This window comes from Streptomyces sp. CNS606 (genome assembly GCF_000426325.1).
In genome coordinates this window covers 132,675-150,807 of the sequence record NZ_AUFD01000014.1, presented here as the reverse complement: position 1 = coordinate 150,807, position 18,133 = coordinate 132,675, and the positions used below count along the sequence as shown (strand labels likewise).

16 protein-coding genes are annotated in these 18,133 nt (G+C 69.4%); 7 read left to right on the top strand and 9 right to left on the bottom strand.

What is annotated here, in order from left to right; all coding sequences use genetic code 11:
* Nucleotides 1–170 precede the first annotated feature (170 nt).
* The gene (locus K304_RS33345; protein ID WP_158687336.1) at nt 171–323 is read right to left on the bottom strand and encodes a hypothetical protein; all 153 of its coding nucleotides are present in this window, start codon (nt 321–323) and stop codon (nt 171–173) included.
* A gap of 272 nt (nt 324–595) precedes the next feature.
* Here K304_RS33345 and K304_RS0111990 point away from each other — a divergent pair, with 272 nt between their 5' ends.
* From K304_RS0111990 to K304_RS0111980, 3 genes are all read left to right on the top strand, one after another.
* The gene (locus K304_RS0111990) at nt 596–898 is read left to right on the top strand and encodes a hypothetical protein (RefSeq protein ID WP_027763944.1); all 303 of its coding nucleotides are present in this window, start codon (nt 596–598) and stop codon (nt 896–898) included.
* 13 nt (nt 899–911) lie between these two features.
* Nucleotides 912–2,114 (top strand): putative T7SS-secreted protein, encoded by a 1,203-nt coding sequence (locus tag K304_RS31690; RefSeq protein ID WP_051308343.1) that lies wholly within the window; start codon nt 912–914, stop codon nt 2,112–2,114.
* Nucleotides 2,115–2,217: 103 nt separating this feature from the next.
* Entirely contained in the window at nt 2,218–2,751 is a 534-nt protein-coding gene (locus K304_RS0111980) for a hypothetical protein (RefSeq protein WP_027763943.1), read from the top strand.
* A gap of 55 nt (nt 2,752–2,806) precedes the next feature.
* Here K304_RS0111980 and K304_RS0111975 read toward each other — a convergent pair whose 3' ends face one another.
* Nucleotides 2,807–3,562, bottom strand: coding sequence for a hypothetical protein (locus K304_RS0111975; protein WP_027763942.1), 756 nt, complete (start codon nt 3,560–3,562; stop codon nt 2,807–2,809).
* A gap of 134 nt (nt 3,563–3,696) precedes the next feature.
* Here K304_RS0111975 and K304_RS31685 point away from each other — a divergent pair, with 134 nt between their 5' ends.
* Nucleotides 3,697–4,734 carry a class I SAM-dependent methyltransferase gene (locus K304_RS31685; RefSeq protein WP_158687335.1) on the top strand — a complete coding sequence of 346 codons (1,038 nt, stop codon included), beginning with the start codon at nt 3,697–3,699 and terminating at the stop codon, nt 4,732–4,734.
* A 56-nt stretch (nt 4,735–4,790) separates the two neighbouring features.
* Here K304_RS31685 and mycP (K304_RS32085) read toward each other — a convergent pair whose 3' ends face one another.
* From mycP (K304_RS32085) to eccB, 7 genes are all read right to left on the bottom strand, one after another.
* The gene (mycP, locus tag K304_RS32085) at nt 4,791–6,122 is read right to left on the bottom strand and encodes a type VII secretion-associated serine protease mycosin (protein ID WP_158687334.1); all 1,332 of its coding nucleotides are present in this window, start codon (nt 6,120–6,122) and stop codon (nt 4,791–4,793) included.
* 93 nt (nt 6,123–6,215) lie between these two features.
* A complete protein-coding gene (locus K304_RS0111965; protein ID WP_027763941.1) occupies nt 6,216–7,718 on the bottom strand; it encodes a hypothetical protein in 1,503 nt (500 codons plus the stop codon).
* A gap of 68 nt (nt 7,719–7,786) precedes the next feature.
* Complete coding sequence (locus K304_RS28625) at nt 7,787–8,116, bottom strand: hypothetical protein (RefSeq protein WP_037790081.1); 330 nt, start codon at nt 8,114–8,116, stop codon at nt 7,787–7,789.
* Nucleotides 8,117–8,142: 26 nt separating this feature from the next.
* Nucleotides 8,143–9,414 (bottom strand): type VII secretion-associated serine protease mycosin, encoded by a 1,272-nt coding sequence (gene mycP, locus K304_RS28620; RefSeq protein WP_486591642.1) that lies wholly within the window; start codon nt 9,412–9,414, stop codon nt 8,143–8,145.
* A gap of 153 nt (nt 9,415–9,567) precedes the next feature.
* Nucleotides 9,568–9,855 (bottom strand): WXG100 family type VII secretion target, encoded by a 288-nt coding sequence (locus K304_RS0111950; protein WP_027763940.1) that lies wholly within the window; start codon nt 9,853–9,855, stop codon nt 9,568–9,570.
* Nucleotides 9,856–9,938: 83 nt separating this feature from the next.
* Nucleotides 9,939–10,250 (bottom strand): WXG100 family type VII secretion target, encoded by a 312-nt coding sequence (locus K304_RS0111945; protein WP_027763939.1) that lies wholly within the window; start codon nt 10,248–10,250, stop codon nt 9,939–9,941.
* A gap of 342 nt (nt 10,251–10,592) precedes the next feature.
* On the bottom strand, nt 10,593–12,059 hold the full coding sequence (eccB, locus tag K304_RS0111940; RefSeq protein ID WP_027763938.1) for a type VII secretion protein EccB: 1,467 nt from the start codon (nt 12,057–12,059) through the stop codon (nt 10,593–10,595).
* 513 nt (nt 12,060–12,572) lie between these two features.
* Here eccB and eccE point away from each other — a divergent pair.
* From eccE to K304_RS0111925, 3 genes are all read left to right on the top strand, one after another.
* Complete coding sequence (gene eccE / locus K304_RS0111935; RefSeq protein ID WP_037790078.1) at nt 12,573–13,910, top strand: type VII secretion protein EccE; 1,338 nt, start codon at nt 12,573–12,575, stop codon at nt 13,908–13,910.
* Nucleotides 13,907–14,776 (top strand): hypothetical protein, encoded by an 870-nt coding sequence (locus tag K304_RS0111930; RefSeq protein WP_486591641.1) that lies wholly within the window; start codon nt 13,907–13,909, stop codon nt 14,774–14,776. The genes eccE and K304_RS0111930 overlap by 4 nt, the downstream gene beginning before the upstream one ends.
* A 354-nt stretch (nt 14,777–15,130) precedes the next feature.
* On the top strand, nt 15,131–18,124 hold the full coding sequence (locus K304_RS0111925) for an SCO5717 family growth-regulating ATPase (RefSeq protein WP_027763935.1): 2,994 nt from the start codon (nt 15,131–15,133) through the stop codon (nt 18,122–18,124).
* Nucleotides 18,125–18,133: the final 9 nt, after the last annotated feature.

The window sequence follows — 18,133 nt, the reverse complement described above, 5'->3', positions numbered from 1 at the left end:
CGCGCCTCGCGATGGTGGCTGATTATACGAGCGGAGGCATCCTGCGTGGACAGGGCTGCGGAGAAGTACCAGGCATCCCCCGGGGCACGAATGAGGCCGGGAACGCAGGGTGGGGCCGCAGATCCCCTGCGGCCCCACCGGGGCTGCCCACCACCGGGGGCTGTGCCTCGTTACAGCTCGAAGGCCACCAGCGACGAGTCATGATCCTCGCCGAGCGCACCGATGTCCTCGAGCGCACCGATGGACCCCTTGTTGGACACCGAGGCGAGGAAGAGCCGGCCATCGTCAAGGTAGGCCGCGCTCCAAGCGGCCACTTCGCTCACTTGCAGACTCGTCGCCCCACGTATGTTCAATACCCCTCCATACGCCGGACGTTGACCTCCACTCATCGCAGCGAAGGCAGCCCGGATGATGCGCAGCCGTCGGGTGCATCGCGTACCCCACCTGCAACGCAGCGTGAAGACTTCGTAACGATCCGGCGAGATCGCGGACTCGAGAGGAGATCCGGTGATCTTGTGCGGGATCCTTCTCCGGTTGTCAACTAAGGGCTCTCGTCCGGGCATCCGGGGCGAGGAGGGAGATCGGGGGGCCGCGCATGGGCTACGAAGTCGATCCGGAGACGTTGCGATCGGCGGCCAAGAAGATCAAGGACGCCGTCTCGAAAGCAGATGACGTCAAGGTCAAGGAACTTGGCGCCACCACTCCCGACTTCGGCCACGAGGAAGCGCAGAAGGCGTACTCGGAGCTGATGGCCACATGGGACGAGGCGCTCGCGAACACGCTCAAGAAGGACGCTGAAGCTTCCGCGGAAAAGCTGGAGAGCACGGCTTCGAACTACGAATCGGCGGAGACCGCGGCAGACAACTCCTTCACGTCACCCGCACTCGGACCGATGTAGCAGAGGGGGAAACGTGGCGAGTCTGGGTGACACTCAGAATCCCAAAGAACTGATTCCGGGCGATCCGGAGGCGCTGCACAAGGACGCCGACAAGCTCACCAAGTGGTCCGGGAAGCTCGAGGAAGTCGGCGACGACCTCGGCGCGGTGCGCGTACCAGGATGGACCGGAAAGGCGAGCGACGCCTTCTGGGACACCTTCTCCGGGCAGAAGAAGCGATGGTTCAAGGCTTCCGACGCCCTTGCCGCGTCGGCTACGGCCCTTCGCTCCCACGCGGACACCCTCGCGGGGGCGCAGAGCGACGCGAAGACGGCCATCGAGGACTACGCCCGCGGTGCCGTACTCGACGCGGAGATGACCCTCGCGTCCGCACGTGCCCGCGTGGAGACCAGCGGCCAGGACACCGCCAAGAAGCTCAAGGAGCAAGGCGGGTCCGCATCCGACGCCCCCGACTGGCTCTTCTGGGCGGCACAGGCCACGCAGACCAGCGAGGGCTCGACCAAGATGACCCTTGCTGAGCGGGAACGCCTGCCACCGACCCTCAAGGACCGGTATTGGGGCAACCGTGGAGCCGGCGCCTCGCGGCCGGACGGCACCGTCACGATCGCGGGACACTCCGGCCAGGTGAAAGCGGAGGTCTGGGGTGCCGAGGCCAAGACACGGGGGAAGGGGCTTGGCGGGGAGTACTCCGCCAAGGCGGGTATGAGCACGCTCGGCGCAGAGGCCAAAGCAGGTTGGGGCACGAACGGTGCCAACCTCGCGGGCCAGGCTTCTGCAAAGGCCTACCTGGCACAAGCTTCTGCAGAGGGCAAGTACCAGGCGGGTCTCTTCGAAGCCTCAGGTAAGGCGGAAGGCATGGTCGGGGCTGACGCCAACGTCCGCGGGTCCGTCGGCCTGGATGGTGTCCACGTCGGCGGCGAGGCGTTCGCCGGGGCCAAGGCCGGAGTCGAAGGACACGCCTCCGTCGCCGGAGTCGGCGTCGGCGGCAATGCCGAGGCTTGGGCCGGCATCGGGGTCGAGGCGAACCTCGATGCCGGTATGCAGAACGGCAAATTGGTCATCGGCGGGGATCTCGGCGCCGCCCTCGGGGTAGGCGCCAAGGCGGGCGTGTCAGTGGAGATCGATCCCGGGAAGGTCACCGATGCCGTCAGCGATGCCGCGGACACCGTCGGAGACTGGGGTGGCGATGCGGCCGATGCCATCGGTGACCTGTTCTGACCGATACCGGAAGAGGCCCGCCCCAGGCGCGGGAGCACAGACGCAGTCTGCCGTACTGCGGGGCCGGCCTGCGGGAATCCGCACGACAAGGAGATGATCCATCATGCCGGGCACACTGCCTGTACCCCTCACCTGCGAGTTGCCGCAGGGCTGGCAGGCGGCCCCACCGGACGAGGTCGGGGCCCCACAGGCAGCCCTCGTCGCACTGCATCTGGCGTCGAAGGGACAGGGCTTCGTCCCGAACATCACCGTCACCGGGCGCACCCGCACCGATGCCGCAGGCCTGATCCGGATCGCCGAGGAGTCCATCCGACGGCTCCAGGAAGCCGTCGGAACCGTGCATGTGGTCAAACGAGCCGAGGTGGGCACGTCGGAGGCGCCCGGGCTGGTCGACGCACCGGGCCTTGTGCAGAACTTGCACATCGACGCCACGGTGAACGGGCAGCCCATGAAACTGGCGCAGAGCCAGTTCTTCCTGATCCTGGAAAACGAGCAGCGGCCGAATGAGCGCGCCGAGATCGAAATCGCTCTGACCGCCAAGGCGGATCAGCTGCACGAGGTTCTCAAGGACTTCCAGGACTTTCTGCGCACTGTTCGCCCTGCTTCTCAGGACGAAGTGGACGGCAGTCAGACGTAGCGGCAGACCCTAGGGGAAGGCCGGGGCATCGACTTAGCCCCGGCCTTCGCTTGCATTACCCGCTGAGCGGGACGACATCCTCCTCCAGTACGCTCCGGTTCTCCGCGGGAGTCTCCGTGCGATCCAGAGTGCCGACCACCTGGGCCATGAACTCCAACGCCGGCTCTACGTCGGGCGGACTGAACCGGTCCGTGAAGGAGCAGAGGAGCCTGTCCCCCAGGAACCACAACGGATAGTCCTTGCTCCGGGAGTCGTTGAGCAGAAACTCCACGAGCGATCCACGAAGCACCTGCTGGGCAGCAATTGGCTCATGCCCGTTCACGGTGAACTGTTCGTCGAACTCGGGGTGCCCGACCTGCACGTCGTTCTGCCCGAACATCCGTCGCGCCGACGAGTGCTTCCGGACGGAGAAGTATCCGACGTAGCACGGGAGTTGTACGGTGTAAACGGACCTGACGACCCGCACGCCGCCACTTTCCCCGTCGCCCATGGCACCGCGGGTCGAATACTCCCATCCGAAGCAGTAGAAGGGATGTCCCTGGTAGTTTCCACACAGATAGTCGTGCACGTCGGGGGATCGCGGTTCCGTGGCCCACTCCACCCCGGCGAACCGCTCCGCACGCGCTTGCGCCTTGGGTGCGTAGGTGCCCCCGTACCGCTCGGCGAGCGCCTGGAAGCGCGGAGCGTTTCGCCGCCTGCGCAACCATCGGAAAGTCGTGATCACCAGTCCCAAGATGAGGCCGTAGATGATGATCTGTATGAATGACATCTCATCACCACTAGCCAAAAGCATTGCCGTTGTCGACGCCATCGGGCCCTCCCTGCACTAGATGCGTACACACGCTAGCCCTGCACGGCTCTTCCACTTCCTTCGCCCTCCCCATGTCCGCGTACCAGCCACTGGACAGTCGCAGGACCTGCACACTACTGAGTCGGGACCATACGATGTCAGCTCAGCAGGGCGGTGGCAGCGACGACGAACCGAGGATGACATTGCGAGCAGAGAGTCCGGGAGTTGACGGTCCTGAGCGCGTGCAGAGATCGGTACTCGATGAGCCGAAGATTCGAGCGGCGCTGAAGCACGGTGACTTCTCCCGTTGGCAGCAGGCCGGCGGATACGCACTTCAAGAAGACCTCATTGCGGGCGAGCCTGCCCGGATCTTCATGTTCCAGGTCGACCACCGATGGTACGTCGGCTACAAGACGCTTTCGGACTACTTCGTCTATCACGACGTCTCGGGGATTCTTTGCAGCCGCATCTACTGGCACAACGTGGTCGGTCACCTGGACGGGATCCGCATCTCCGACACGGATGTACGGGTGGCCTTCCGTCCGGTCGGGATCGGCGAACGGCACGCGGTGTTCGATGCCATCGCTTCCACCACGGCGATCACGCACCCGTTCGTGAACCACAGCGAACGGGGCCAGGAGGAGACGAGCGAACCGGACGGCTGGCCGGTCACCAAGGAGCGCGCCGAGTCCCTGAACGTCGCCGAGGAACACCTTCGACGCTATACGAGAACGTTGTTCGCGCCCATCCTCGCGAACCTGGCAGAGCACGTTACGGTCTACGATCCTGCCTGTTCCACAGGGCACTTCCTGGCGGAGTTCGCCGACATCGACCCGGCGCGGATCCGCACGGTCGGCCAGGATCTCAGTCGCCCCATGACAGAACTCTCCAAGACCCGCATCGAAGAGGTCCACCACGGCGACGCCAGACGCCCGGCGCCGGAGGCCGGGACGGTGGACATCCTCTTCTCCCGGTTCCTGAACTCAGAGGTCGTCACCACACAGGACGCCAGGGAAATCCTCCCCCGGCTCGTCTCCACACTGCAGCCGGGAGGCCTGATGGTGCTCCTGGGACACAGCCCGGTGCTCCTCGACGTTCCAGACCTGGAGGCTGCCGGCCTCCGCGTTCTGCAGACGACCGGCCGCCAGGACGACTACGTGTTCCAGTACTACGTCTGTCGGAAGTCGATCTAGACAAGTCGAAGGGGGTGTTGGTAGACCGGCCGGTCTACCAACACCCCCCTCAGCACTCATCGAGGCGAGGGTGGCTGGTTCGGCGGCGGAGGCGGCGACGCCGGGGGGCCGTAGTACTGCCCCGCCTGTGTCGGATGCTGCTGACCGAACTGCTGAGGCGGCACCCCCGACCAACCGTTCACCGGCCCAGCACCGGGCGCGCCCGCGAACGACTGCGCGTTCTTCCGCTTGCCCTTCATTACGAGGAAGACGACGAGACCGAGGACTCCCAGGGCAGCGACGGCGATGACTCCGATCAGGACTCCGCCAAGCCCACTCGACTCCTCAGCGGCCGCCGAGTCACCGCCAGGAGCCTGCGAGTCGTCTGACCCACTGGAGGTAGACGTCTCTTCCTCTGAAGACTGTGCCAGCGGCCCTTCCTCTGGACCAGCCGGGATGTCGTGAGTCACAGCACGCAACGGCCGAATGATGCCGTAACCAAACTTCTCATCAGGAAGATTCGAGTTCGCATCCTCATTAGCGGGGACTTTCGCGGTCTTGACCAGACGGTTGATGACCTGTCCCGCTGTAAGGTCCGGGTGTGCTTCGATGACCAGAGCCGCAGATGCGGAAACATACGCTGCTGCATCCGAGGTCCCGTTGGCCAGTCCGTACCCAGACTCGTTATTCGTGTTGGTTACGACGTTATTCGTTGCCGGACCGACAAGAGTCGTGCTAGATCCCCACGAGGAGTTTTCCCAGACGCCGCCGCTATTGTCCACACCTCCAACGGCTACCACACCAGGGTAAGCCGCCGGATAGCTCTTTCTCTTGACCCCTTCATTGCCCGTTGAGGCGACTACGACCACATCATTCTTGACGGCATATTCGATCGCCTCTTTCTCTCGCAGGTCACGCACCGTGCCCCTCGACACGTTGATGACGTCTGCGCCTTGGTCAACCGCGTACCGCACGCCCTCGGCCCACGTCACGCCCAGCTCACTATCCGAGTGAGTGAAGCGGACAGGTAGAATCTTGGCATCAGGAGCAAGCCCCATGACGCCAGCCTTCCCCCCAGGCCCGTGGCCATGGCCGGCAATGAGCCCTGCCATTCCCGTTCCGTGACCGTCGGTGTCTTCTCGAGCGCTCGTACCCTTTCCGGTAAAGTCTTTCCCATTCAGGATCTGCCCCGTCAGGTCAGGGTGAGACGCATCGACACCTGAGTCCACCACGGCAACAACTACGCCTTCGCCTGTGGCGTGCTGCCAGATCTCCTCCGCCGCGAACGCATCCAACGCCCACTGGCGGTCCCGGATGTCATCGGCGGATGCGGGCGGGGCGGTTCCGAGGAGCAGGGCTCCCGTCAACGCTCCGGCGCCCACCAGATGTAGCGCTCGTCGGAGTTTCAACTTCTGCTCCTCTTCCTGCTCTCGTGCAATGGCCCCCGTGAAGTGAGTCTTTCACGGGGGCCATCTGCGATCTTCAGTAGCCGGCTGGTGCTCTTACTCGATCGTCCGGGGAACACTGCGATTGTCCTCCGGCGTCCAGGTCTCTTCGTCCTCGACGAGGTAGTCGGGACGGTGTCCCTGCTCCCGCTCATCGTCGCCGGGCCGCTGGTTCGAGCCCATCCTGCCGCCGAGCATGCCGCCGCGGCCGCCGTTGCCGGACGCGCCGCCACGGCCCTTACCCAGACCTGTGCCACCGGGTGTTGCGGGCCGGCCGCCCGCGATGCCCTTCGGAGCGCCCAGGACGCCTCCCTTGGCACGGGCCAGCGGGCCACGCCCGGTAGCGGCTCCGCCTCGACCGCCTCCGGCGCCACCACCCATGGCACCGCCACCACGGAAACCGGCACCTGCAGCAGTGCCGCGGCTCCCAGCACCGCCTCCGGGTGTGCCACTGATGCCGCCACGGATTCCCGCGCCGCGTCCGGTTGTTCCGCCGGACCGCGCACCGCCGATGATGCCTCCTCCTGGGATGCCGTGAGGAGAACCAGGACCAGCGGTCGTAGCGGGACCACCCCGCGCTGCTCCGCCTCCCGCAGGGCCGGGGTCCGCAGCGGGGCCTGAGATCCCGGTAGGCAGGCTGTCGAGCTTGGTCTGACTCACCGGGACTTGCTTGCCGCCAGAGATGCCTACGTCCCGCGGACCTGTTGTCGCGGGTGTCTTGGCTCCAACAGGTGTTGTGCTCGACCATTTCCCCTTGCCGCTTCCGCTCGGCGTAGGAGAGGATCCCGAGAATGCCGGGATGGGGGCAGGCATTGGAATGGCAGGGTTTGAAGGCGGAATCGCCTGCTGATCGTCTTGCCCACCGTCCGGTTTGATCCGCTGCTTATACGCGACGTAGTTCCGGCCCAGCGTCTCCATGATTGAGGCGGCTTGGAGCTTCACCTCCATGCCCTCGCTGAGGTAGTTCTCGTCGATCTGAGCGAGGACGTCCTTGGGAAGGTTCTTGTTCTGAATGTCTTCCTGGGTGTAGGAGTCGTCTCGACCCGCATCACCAAGAAAGTCGCCGGCGCGCTCGAACCAGTTGGGCTCTTCCAGCTCGTCGATGCGCTGCTTCTGGTTGCGCAGGTCTTCGGCCGCCTGCTTCGTCGCGGCGGAGACGGTGTCGCAGTGCGTTCCCGTGTTGTAGATGTTCCGCAGAATCTCGTTGGCCTTGGTCCGGAACTGGTTGGCGCTCTCGCCTTCCCAGTGTTCCAGTACGTTGTCCACGGCCTTCTTCAGCTGACCGTAGGCGCAGTCACCTGAGCCGCTGCCGTCGGCACCTACGAGCTGGTCGTGCGTCTTCTTCCAGTTCGCGCTCACGCCCTCGATGCCCGCCGCATTCGAACTGGCCAGCATGCCCTTCAAGCCGTCCAGGCTGTAGTCGAGGAAGGTGGTTTCCAGGCCGTACTGCTCGTTGGCGTACTGGTACGCCGCAGACGTGCCCTGGTGCTGCTGGACGGCCTCGTCGCGGCTCTCCTCCCTCGCTTCCTGCTGGACCTGCTCTCTCTCTTCCGCCGTCATACCCGACGGGTTGGAGTACGAGCCTCCCACGTCAGTTCACTCCCCACCGTTCTCGCGGTACATACGACCTAGCTGAAGTCCGTGTCCTGCTTGACCCCGTCCGAGGTCCGCTGCTCCTGGTCGTCGTAGTTCCTGCGCACCTGTGCGGCGTCGGAGCTGAACTTGACGATCAGGCCCTGGAGCGAGTCGATGTAACCCTCGATGTCGGCCTTGACGCCGTCATGCGTCGTCCGGAGGCCTTCGGCCTCCTTGAAGTCCGCGTTGCCGAACCATCCGGTCGGGATGTTCGTCTCGTACCTGGCGCAGGTCTTCGGGCTGCCCATGCCGTCGACGACCTGGTTGAGCTTCTTGATGACCTCGTCGAGGGCACTGAGGTCGACCTTGTAGCCGTTACCCATATCCCCGTCTCCTCTCCCCCTGCTGCTTAGTTCCGCGTGGAAGTTGTGCTGTCGGCGGTGGTGCCGGCGGTGCGTTTGCGGCGACGGTCGCGGGTGGCGATGGCGGCGCCGCTGACGAGGAGGGTGAGGACCGTCGCGGTGCCGATGACGTAGACCGCGTAGCGCTCGGTGCGCTCTTCCTTGCTCTCGCCGATGGTGAGGGTCATCGGGGCGACGCGGCCGCCCTCCCGGGGCTTGTCCTCGACGGGCTCCTGCTGCGGGGTGTCGTCGCCGGTGAGGGCTGCGACGGGGTCGACGACGCCCCAGCCGAGTTCCGCGTCGGGGCCGGTGCCGGGGCGGTCGGCCGTCTGCATGAGGCGGGCGGCGATCTCCTGGGACGTCCAGTCGGGGTACTTCTCGACCATCAGGGCGGCGACGCCTGCCACGTACGGGGCGGCGAAGGAGGTGCCGTCGGCGGGGCACTGCCCGCCGTTGGGCACGGTGGAGACCATGCCGACGCCTGGGGCGGCGATGTCGACGAAGTCGCCGGACTGGGAGAACTGGGCGCGCTCGTTGTTGCGGTCGGACGCGGCGACGGCGAGGACGCCGTCGTAGGCGGCGGGGTAGGTCTTCTCGTGCTTGCCGTCGGCTCCGTCGTTGCCGGCGGCGACGACGACGAGGATGTCGTTGGCGACGGCCTGGGCGACGGCGGCTTCGAGGCCGGTGTTCGGCTTCTTGTCGGCGGTGTCGGAGGAGATGTTGATGACGTCGACGTCCGCGGCGACGGCGGCCTTGATGGCCTTGGACATCGTCTCGGAGTCGCCCTCCTCCTCACCGCCGGTGTAGCGGAGGGGGAGGATCTTCGCGTCGTGGGCGAGGCCGGAGAAGCCGGTGCCGCCGATGGGCTGGGCGGCGATGATGCCGGCGACGCGGGTGCCGTGGCCGTTCTCGTCCTCGGTTCCCTTGGTGCCGCCGACGAAGTCGTCACCGGGGAGGAGGGCCGGCTCGATCTGGGGGTTGTCGTTGTCGACGCCGGTGTCGATGACGGCGACCTTCACGCGCTCGCCCGTGGCCTGGTCCCGGAGCTCGTCCAGGAGGACGCGCTGGAGCGACCAGGGGGTGCTCTTGATGTTCTCGCCGCCGAACTTGCACTCGGAGGTGCTGGCCAGGCCCGTGCCCGGGCCGGCGGCGGGGGCGTCCGCCGGGGCGGCCGCTGCCGGGGCGGCGGAGCCCAGGGCGAGGAGACCGAGTGCCGCGAGCACGCCGAAGGCCCGCTGCGTGCAGCGGGCGGTCCGGGGCCGTCGTTCCGTGACCCCCACGTGCGGGTCCTCTCCTGTGGCTCGCGTGATACCCATCGACATCGTGTCTCTCCCCCAGGGGCATCGGGGGCCGCGCCCGTTCGGGCGGACGGAAGCGGGCCGGCCGGTGTCGGGCCGGCCCACTCCGAGGCCCGGGCGTTGCCGTTCTGCCGGTCAGCCCCAGACGTTCGCGTTGGCCTTCTCGGTGGACTGGTAGTTGTCCGCCGAGTTCTGCAGCGCGGTGGAGATCTTCATGAGGACCTGGTGCAGGTGGTCCGCGGTCTGGTCCCACTGGCGCTGCTTGTTCTGGTAGCCCTCCTGCGCGGAGCCCTCCCAGGTGCTGGCCACGCGCTTGACGGCCGCCTCGAGGTCGTCGAGCTGGCTCTTGATGTTGTTCGCCGTGGTGCGGACGTCCGAGGACGCCTGCGACACGGTCTGGAAGTTGACGAGAATTCCGGACACTGTGCGTCTCCTCTTTCAGCGACTGGCGGTGTTGGAAGCTGCGAACTCGCGCGGAACGTCAGCCGATCGGGGGGCGTCCCCGGTCAGCCGAAGTCCGACATGATCTTGCTGACCTCGGAGTTCTGCTGCTCTTCCGTCGCCGAGTAGTTCTGGCGGGTCGCGTCGACGGCATCCTTGATGTCGTTGAGGATGTTGTTCATCTTGCGCGCGTCCTCGTTCCACTGCTGCTGAAGGCGGTGGTACGAGGAAGCCGCCTGGCCCTGCCAGCCGGAAGCGATCCCGCCGATGACCCCGTCGAGGCGCTTGACCTCGCCCTGGATCGAGCTGTTGACCTGGCTGATCTTCGACGACAGAGCCTTGAGCTCGTCCTCGGTTACCCGAAACTGTCCTGCCATGGCGCACCTTCCCCCATGCTCATCCTCGCGTGAACGTCTCAGTGGCCCGACCGGGCCGCGGGTCCTTACTCGGCTGCGCGTACGGCGACCGCCGGTTGAGACCCTGAGAAGAATATCGTGTCCCACCGACACGGTTGTTCGCACGCCCGTTACCGTCACGCGGTTAACACAGTGCCGCGACCTGTCCGTGATCGCTTTTCCACCGGGAGTTCACAGTTTGCCGTCCGGAGTGGGAGGCTCCGGGCCGGTAGGTCCCGAAATGCCGTAACTCCCGCTCGCAGAACGGGAGTTACGGCCTACCCGGAAGTCCTCCGGGTGATGCGTGTCACGGTCGGCGCACCGTCAGAAGCCCTGCTCCTGGGAGGCGCTGTCGGTGTCCAGCTTCGGCCCCTTGGGCAGCAGCTGGGACCAGTTCTGCGGAACGAGTGCGGCCTTGGTCTTCTCGTAGCCGAGTCGGGCGCTCGCCTTGGTGTCCACGCCGTGGCGCAGTCCCGAGTCGGTCAGCAGGAACTTCCCGCCACCGCCGCCGGTGCTGCCGCTCACCTCCTGGTAGAGCAGACCGGAGCCGGAGCTCACGTAGGCGCTGGCGGTCCCGGCGACGACCTTGGCCGGGTACGCGCTGCCGGCCCAGGCGGCCAGCTCCGGCCCCTCGCCGGTCATCGTGCCGGTGTAGACGCTGCAGGACACCGTGCGGGAGCTGCCCCCGATGCCCTGTGCGGCACGGTTCACGTGCTGAAGGACCTCCTTCGGCCAGCCCTTGCCGCCCCGGTCGACGTCGAGATCGGCGCCCGCCGCGGTGGCGTCGCGCTGGGAGACGGGAACCGGGTCCCCCTGACCCTGACCACCGCGCATCAGGGCCGCGTACAGGGGGCTGACGCGCTGCAGGCCGTCCGCACCCACGACGTAGTAGTACGGCGCCCCGCCCGGATTGGCCTCGAGGACGGTACCGACCGTCCTGGCCCTCTCCGGGAGCTGCTCCACGCCGTCGAACTGTGCGGGCGCCCCCGCCCCCTCGGGACTCGGGACGGAGAGGGGCTCACCCGGCAGGAGAGTGTCGAGCCACTCGGAGGAGACCTGCTGCGGCTCGCCCGGATCGCGCAGGACGAGCGAGGTGAGCAGTCCCTCCGGGTCCGAGGCGTTGTCCAGCAGCAGCTTGGTGCCTTCACCGTCGACGATGTACTGGGCGCCGGTCTCGGAGTCCTGCACGTACAGCGCCTCGCCGTCCCCGAGGCGGCTCTTGCTCTGGAGAGCATCCTTGTCCTGGCCGCCGAGCACGAAGACGGCCTGTTGCGGCTCGCCGCCCTGGCTCGGCTTCTGGCAGACGGCCCACTCCTTGGCCGCCTCGGCGTCCTCCGGGCTGGGCAGCCGGTCGGGGGCGTAGGGGATGCCGATGGTGGCGCCGCGGGAGATGCCGCTGGCGTCGATGTCCTTGCCCGCGACCTCGGTGACCTCGCCCTTGCCCTTGTCGAGCACGAGCTTGGCGGAGGCGTAGTTGAGCACCGGGTGCAGCTGCTTGGTCTTCTTGCCGTCCTTGCCCTCGGCGGGGAGGACGACGTAACGCGTGGTGGAGTCGGTGTCGACGATGATGTACTCGCCCGTCTCGTCCCAGCCGGGAGGCGCGCTGGGGGCGATGGCGCCCCACGCGATGCAGCCCACGACCAGCACGAGACTCATCACGGTGCCGGGCATCATGGCCCGCACCGGGCGCGGAGCCTCCTCGTCGGAGACCCTGGACTCCGGCTGTAGGAAGGCCGCAAGGGTGCGCTTCCGTGCGAAGGTGTGGGCGCTGAGCTCGTCCCGCCGCTCCATCGGTCCCCGTCTCTTTCGTGTCCCCTGGTGATACCAGGTCGTCCCTGGTGTGCTGCCTGGTGATGCCCGTCGCGGGCGTCCCCCGGAGGCTGAGCCGTTCCGGGGCGGCGACTTCGGGCCGCTCCCGTCGACCGTCCTCGGCTGCACTACTATGCCGCCCGGCGGCGAGGACGCAAACGGCCGGGTGAGGCGGGAGGTCGCGGCATCCGCACAAGGCCCTCACGAACGCCCTCGTGGACCCTGCTGCCGCACGCGGACCCGGTGAGTATCCTGGCTGCCCGGCCGGCGCCCGCCCGGTGCAGGCCGGTGGGCTGCGGGGGAGCCGGGCGACGGCACAGTAGGCCCGCGGGGTCGTGCGGTGGTGGTCGCCGTTCCACCGGCCCTCCGACGGCCACTCGCACCACGATGCCGGCGCCGCCGAGACGCGGACCGCGCGGTCCGCGGCCGGACACCGGCCACCCGAACTGCTGCGCGCAGCAGTGCCACGAGAACCTCGAAGGGGAAACACGGGGGATGACGAGCGCCACCCGCAGCCGGTCCCGGGGCCGGCGCGCCCCGCGCCAGCGGACAGACGAGCAGTCGGCGACGACGCCGGAGCAGCAGGGACCGACGACGGCGACACTGCGCCTGCACCGGAGGCCGGGCAGTCTCGGCCCGGTGCGGCTTCAGCAACTCGTGCTCATCCAGATCGCGGCCGCCCTGGTGCTGGTCGCCTGGATCGTGGAGTCGTGGCTGGTGGTCCCGGCCGCGGTGGTCGCCGGACTCCTGACGCTGGTGGCGCTGGTGAACCGCCGTCAGCAGGCGCTGTCGGAGTGGTACGAGGTGGGGCGCGCGCTGCGGCGCCGCAAGCGCGAGGCGAAGCTGCCGCCCCCGCCGGGCACCGACCCGGGCATGGCGCCGGTGGTGGAGTGCGATCCGGCGGTGCAGACGTCGACGTACGTGACACGTGAGGACCGTGCGATCGGCATGGTCGGGGACGGCACGTTCCTGACCGCCCTGATCGCCGTGGAGGGCAAGGACGCGCCGCTGCGGCCGGGCCGTCCCGGTCGTGTGGAGCGTCCACTTCCGCTGAACCTGCTGCACGACGCGCTGCTCACCGACGACATCCGGCTGGAGTCCGTCCAGGTCGTGCAGCACACGCAGCCGGCTCCGGCGCCGCACCTGCCCGAGCACTCGGTGGTGGCGCGGTCGTACGGGTCACTGAAGGAGGCGTCGGGCATCCCGTCGCTGCGGATGACCTGGGTCGCGCTGAAACTCACGCCCGAGCTGACGCCGGAGGCGGTCCAGGCGCGCGGCGGCGGACTCGGGGGCGCGCAGCGCTCGCTGGTGCGCGCGGCGGACCAGCTCGCGAGCCGCCTCGAGGGTGCGGGGTTCAGCGCCACGGTGCTCAACGAGGCGGAGATCGTGCAGGCGCTCGCCACCTCCAGCTGCCTCAACCCCCGGGTGAGCAACGCGACGTCGGGTGCGGGCGACCGGCGGGGGGCGCAGCGCCGGACGGAGGAGTCGGTGCGCGGCTGGCGGTGCGACGACCGCTGGCACGCGACGTACTGGATCAGCCGGTGGCCGCAGGTCGGCCCGAGCGCGGTGAGCTCCGCGCACCTGGCGTCGATCCTCACCTCGCTGCCGGTGTTCACCTCGGTGTTCAGCCTGACGCTCGGCCGCGGCGACGGACGGTACGCGTCGGTCGCGGGCCATGTCCGCATCGTGACCCGCAGCGAGAACGACCTGTCCGACGCGCGCCGTGAACTGCAGCGCCGTGCCGGTCGTGCGAAGACCGGACTCGTGCCGCTCGACCGGGAGCACGTCCCCGGTGTGCTCGCCACCCTGCCGCTCGGAGGTACCAGCGAATGACCAGCCCGGTGATGCCCCAGCAGACCGGCATGCCCGGTGCGGGACTGGGCCGCCCGCAGCAGCAGGGCGGCGCGGCGCCGGCGCAGCCGCGGCACGTGGCGACGCCCTCCGACACGGGGATGATCCCGATCGTCGGACGGGAGGACGAGCAGGAGGCGCCGCGGCCGCGCCGTCCCGGTTTCGGGCTGCGCGGCCCGCGTTCGCTGCGGCACCGGGTGGCGGTGGAGGAACTCGCCGCGATCGGCGTGCCGTTGGGCGACGACGGTGTGGTCATTGGTACGGACGCGCAGAACCAGACCGCGGTGCTGGGACTCAGCCGCCGCACGGCGTACGACCTGCTGCTCATCGGCGGTCTGTGGACGGCCCAGGTGCTGGCGCTGCGGGCGGCGGGCACGGGCGCGCGGGTCGCGGTGGAGACGGGACGGGCGCACGTGTGGACGCCGCTGGCGCAGGCGGCGGGCGCGGAGCAGCAGTGCATCACCCTGCACGACGTGGGGCACGTGCCGTCGCTCGGTCCGTCGGTGAGCAGCCCGGTCGTGGTCATCCGGGACTGCGGCATGAAGCCGCCGCGGGGACGGGTGAACTCGGCGCCGTGGCAGGCGGTGGTGACGCTGCTGCCATATCTCAGCCCCGCTGCGCCGCGGTTGCTCCAGACGTCGTCGCTGGTGGGCATCCAGCGGGTGTCGCCGGACGAGGCGCGGCATCTGTCCCGGAAGATGCGGCTGCCGCAGGAGGAGACGGAGTCGCTGCCGACGCTCGGCGACGGCGTGACCCTGTGGTGCACGCGCAAGGACCGGTACTACTCGGTGACGCAGCCGACGGACGCGGAGGTCGGGCTGCTCGGTCACGCGCGGCGTCTGGACTGACGCGGCTCCTGGACGCCGGGGGCGGCCGGGAGGACGTCTTCCACCCGTCGGCCCGCGGTGCCCGCCTTCGGCGGAATGCCGGATCATGAAGGCTTTGCCGGTCTGGACGGCCGTGGTCCGCAGGGAAGTTGACCGGCGGAGCGCGGGCTCCGAGACTGGATGACGACCTCCGACCGGCGGGTCGGACCGAGACGTGCCACGACGGACCGGGTCGCGCCGATCGGGGCGAAGCGCGTGAAGTGAGAGTGGCCCCGGCACCGAGCACCGACGGGGCCACAGTGCCGTGTCCGGAGTCGGGAAGTCTAGGCTGGGTCACTGCGCAGCACATCGGGGTGTGGACCAGCAGGAGGCATTGTGAGTAGCGATCGGGACGAATTCCGCGTCGGGGGTGCGAACCGCGACAGCGATCGTTTCGACGCGGAGAACGAGTCCGATCTCGACCCGGAGTCGACGGGGCAGTTCACCATCGACTACACGCCGCCGGCCTGGTACACGCAGGACGCCGAGCCGACGCCGCCGCCCGCTCCCGCGCCGCCGCCTCCGCCGCCGCCGCCCGTCGGGCAGGGACCGTACGGACACGGGTCGGCGCAGCCCCCGCAGGCCGCCGACCCGCGCAGCTACGGCGCCGGGGTGCCGGGCGGTCCGTTCGGGCCGCCGGCCGAGCAGGGGCCACCCGCCGGTCAGGGGCCGCCCGCCGGTCAGGGGCCGCCGCCGCACGTGCCCGGCCCGCCGCCCGCTGCGCCCGCGCCGCCGTCGTTCCCGCAGTTGAGCCCGGAGGACAACGCTCCGGGCCGCCCCGACGCACCCGCGCCCGGCCCCGGGGGCCAGGGCCCGGGCGGCGCGAGCGGGCCGGGGTCGTTCGCCGACGCGCCCGCGGAGCAGGTCGCCGGACAGCCCGCGGGTGAGGGCGGCGACCTGGAGAGCGGGGACACGGTCCGCTTCTCGGCCGCCGCACTGCGGCGGGAGATGGAGCAGTTCCGGCGCGAGCGCGAGGAACGGGAGGCGACGCAGGAGGAGTCCGCACCGGATGCTCCGGTCGCCGCGGACGAGCAGGACGCCGTCGCCGAGCCGGTCGCCGGCCCGGGCGACGATTCCGGGAATTCCGTCTCTTTGGAGGAGTCCTCCGTCGAGAGCGCGCCGGAGAGCGCGGACGACGGCGCAGCCGCTCCGCCCTCCGCGGAGAGCGGAGCGACGGGCGCGGAGGCCGAGGACGAGGGCGACAGCGACGGGGAGGAGTCCTCCGCCGCCGCGGACGCGGACGCCGGTCCGCTCACTCCCGACGCCACTGACGCCCCCGACGTACCGTCCGCCCCGGCCGAGGTTCCGGAGGCTCCCGCCGCACCCGAGGCTCCCGCGCCGCCCGCACAGGACGGCGCTCCCGGGGCCGAGGGCCGACCCGCGCAGGCCATGCCCGCCGCGCCGCAGTTCCCCGAGGGAGCGGGCGCCGGTCAGGGCGGACTGCCGCCGCTGCCGCCGCAGTTCCCGCCCGCGGACCCGGCGCAGCAGGCCGGCGGACCCGCCACTCCCCCGCCGGGAGCGCCGTGGGCGGCGTCGGGGGACGCGCCGGGCACGGGTACACCCGTGCCGCAGCAGCACGGCGAGGGGTACGCCCCGCAGCAACCCTCCATGCAACCCCAGCCCCAGCCCCAGCAGGCCGGGTACGGCTATCCGCACCCGGCCCACGGGGCCGTGCCGCCCGCCCAGCACGGCGGTTACGGCTACCCCGGCCCGGCCCAGCCGCAGGCGCAGCCCCCCGGGCAGCAGCCGCAGGGCGGGCATCCCGGCGTGCCCGGCCCGCAGGGCGGTTACGGCTACCCCGGCCCGATGCCGCCACCGGCCCAGCACCAGCCGCAGCAGCCGTACCCGGCGCAGGCACAGCCGGGTCAGCAGCCCGCGCCCGGCGGCTACGGCTACCCGAACGCCCAGCAGGTCCCGCAGCAGCAGGCTCCGCACACCGCTCAGCCGGGCCAGCAGCCTCCCGCGGCGCCGAACGCCCCCCAGCAGGCTCCCCAGCCGCCGCCGCAGCAGGCGCCGCAGCAGGCGCCGCACCATCCGCAGCACGGCTCGCACGGCACCGCCACGGGTCCGCAGCCGCACGGCGTGGGCGACCCGGCGCAGGACCCGCGCCGCCAGTCGCACGCCGGTTCGCCGCTGGGCTACACCGCGGCCGTGGAGCTGTCCTCCGACCGGCTGGTGAGCGGCAGGAACAAGAAGCCGCGCTCGCAGAACCCGGCGAAGGCCGGATCGCGTTTCAAGCTCGGCGGCAAGAAGGAGGAGGCGGAGCGGCAGCGCAAGCTGGAGCTGATCCGTACGCCGGTGCTGTCGTGCTACCGGATCGCGGTCATCAGCCTCAAGGGAGGTGTCGGCAAGACCACCACGACCACCGCGCTCGGCTCCACACTGGCGACGGAGCGGCAGGACAAGGTCATCGCGATCGACGCCAACCCGGACGCGGGCACGCTGGGCCGCCGCGTGCGCCGGGAGACCGGGGCGACGATCCGCGACCTGGTGTCGGCCATTCCTTACCTGAACAGCTACATGGACCTGCGCCGGTTCACCTCGCAGGCGCCGTCGGGTCTGGAGATCCTGGCGAACGACGTGGACCCCGCGGTCTCGACGACGTTCAACGACGACGACTACCGCCGGGTCATCGACATCCTGGGGCGGCAGTACCCGATCATCCTCACCGATTCGGGCACCGGCCTGCTGTACTCGGCGATGCGCGGGGTCCTGGACCTCGCCGATCAGCTGATCGTCATCTCGACGCCGTCCGTGGACGGCGCGAGCAGCGCCAGTACGACGCTGGACTGGCTCTCCGCGCACGGTTACGGCGACCTGGTGCGACGCAGCATCACGGTGATCTCCGGGGTCCGCGAGACCGGCAAGATGATCAAGGTCGAGGACATCGTGTCGCACTTCGAGACGCGCTGCCGCGGCGTGGTGACCGTGCCGTTCGACGAACACCTCTCCGCCGGCGCGGAGTTGGACCTCGACATGATGCGGCCGAAGACGCGGGAGGCGTACTTCGACCTCGCCGCGCTGATCGCGGAGGACTTCGCCCGCGCCCAGCAGGAGCAGGGTCTGTGGACCTCGAACGGCACGAGCGGCAATCCGCCGCCGCAGCAGGCGCCGCCGATGCCCGGTGCGCAGGGCTACCCGCAGCAGGGCTACGGCCAGCAGGGCGCCCAGCCCGGCTGGGGCCAGCAGGGGTACGGGCAGGGGGTGCCGCAGCAGCCCTACGGGCAGCCGCAGGGCGGCCAGCCGCAGCAGCCGTACGGTCAGCCGCCGCAGCAGGGTGGGCACCCGCAGGCCGGCGCGGGCTGGCCGCAGCAGCCGCCCCAGCAGTGAGGGGTCGGC

Coding starts and splice junctions, on each gene's coding strand:
- K304_RS0111930 (WP_486591641.1), top strand. CDS start 13,907: ATGACCAGCCCGGTGATGCCCCAGCAGACCGGCATGCCCGGTGCGGGA.
- K304_RS31685 (WP_158687335.1), top strand. CDS start 3,697: ATGTCAGCTCAGCAGGGCGGTGGCAGCGACGACGAACCGAGGATGACA.
- K304_RS28625 (WP_037790081.1), bottom strand. CDS start 8,116: ATGGGTAACGGCTACAAGGTCGACCTCAGTGCCCTCGACGAGGTCATC.
- eccB (WP_027763938.1), bottom strand. CDS start 12,059: ATGGAGCGGCGGGACGAGCTCAGCGCCCACACCTTCGCACGGAAGCGC.
- K304_RS0111990 (WP_027763944.1), top strand. CDS start 596: ATGGGCTACGAAGTCGATCCGGAGACGTTGCGATCGGCGGCCAAGAAG.
- K304_RS0111965 (WP_027763941.1), bottom strand. CDS start 7,718: ATGACGGCGGAAGAGAGAGAGCAGGTCCAGCAGGAAGCGAGGGAGGAG.
- K304_RS0111975 (WP_027763942.1), bottom strand. CDS start 3,562: ATGGCGTCGACAACGGCAATGCTTTTGGCTAGTGGTGATGAGATGTCA.
- K304_RS0111945 (WP_027763939.1), bottom strand. CDS start 10,250: ATGGCAGGACAGTTTCGGGTAACCGAGGACGAGCTCAAGGCTCTGTCG.
- eccE (WP_037790078.1), top strand. CDS start 12,573: ATGACGAGCGCCACCCGCAGCCGGTCCCGGGGCCGGCGCGCCCCGCGC.
- K304_RS0111980 (WP_027763943.1), top strand. CDS start 2,218: ATGCCGGGCACACTGCCTGTACCCCTCACCTGCGAGTTGCCGCAGGGC.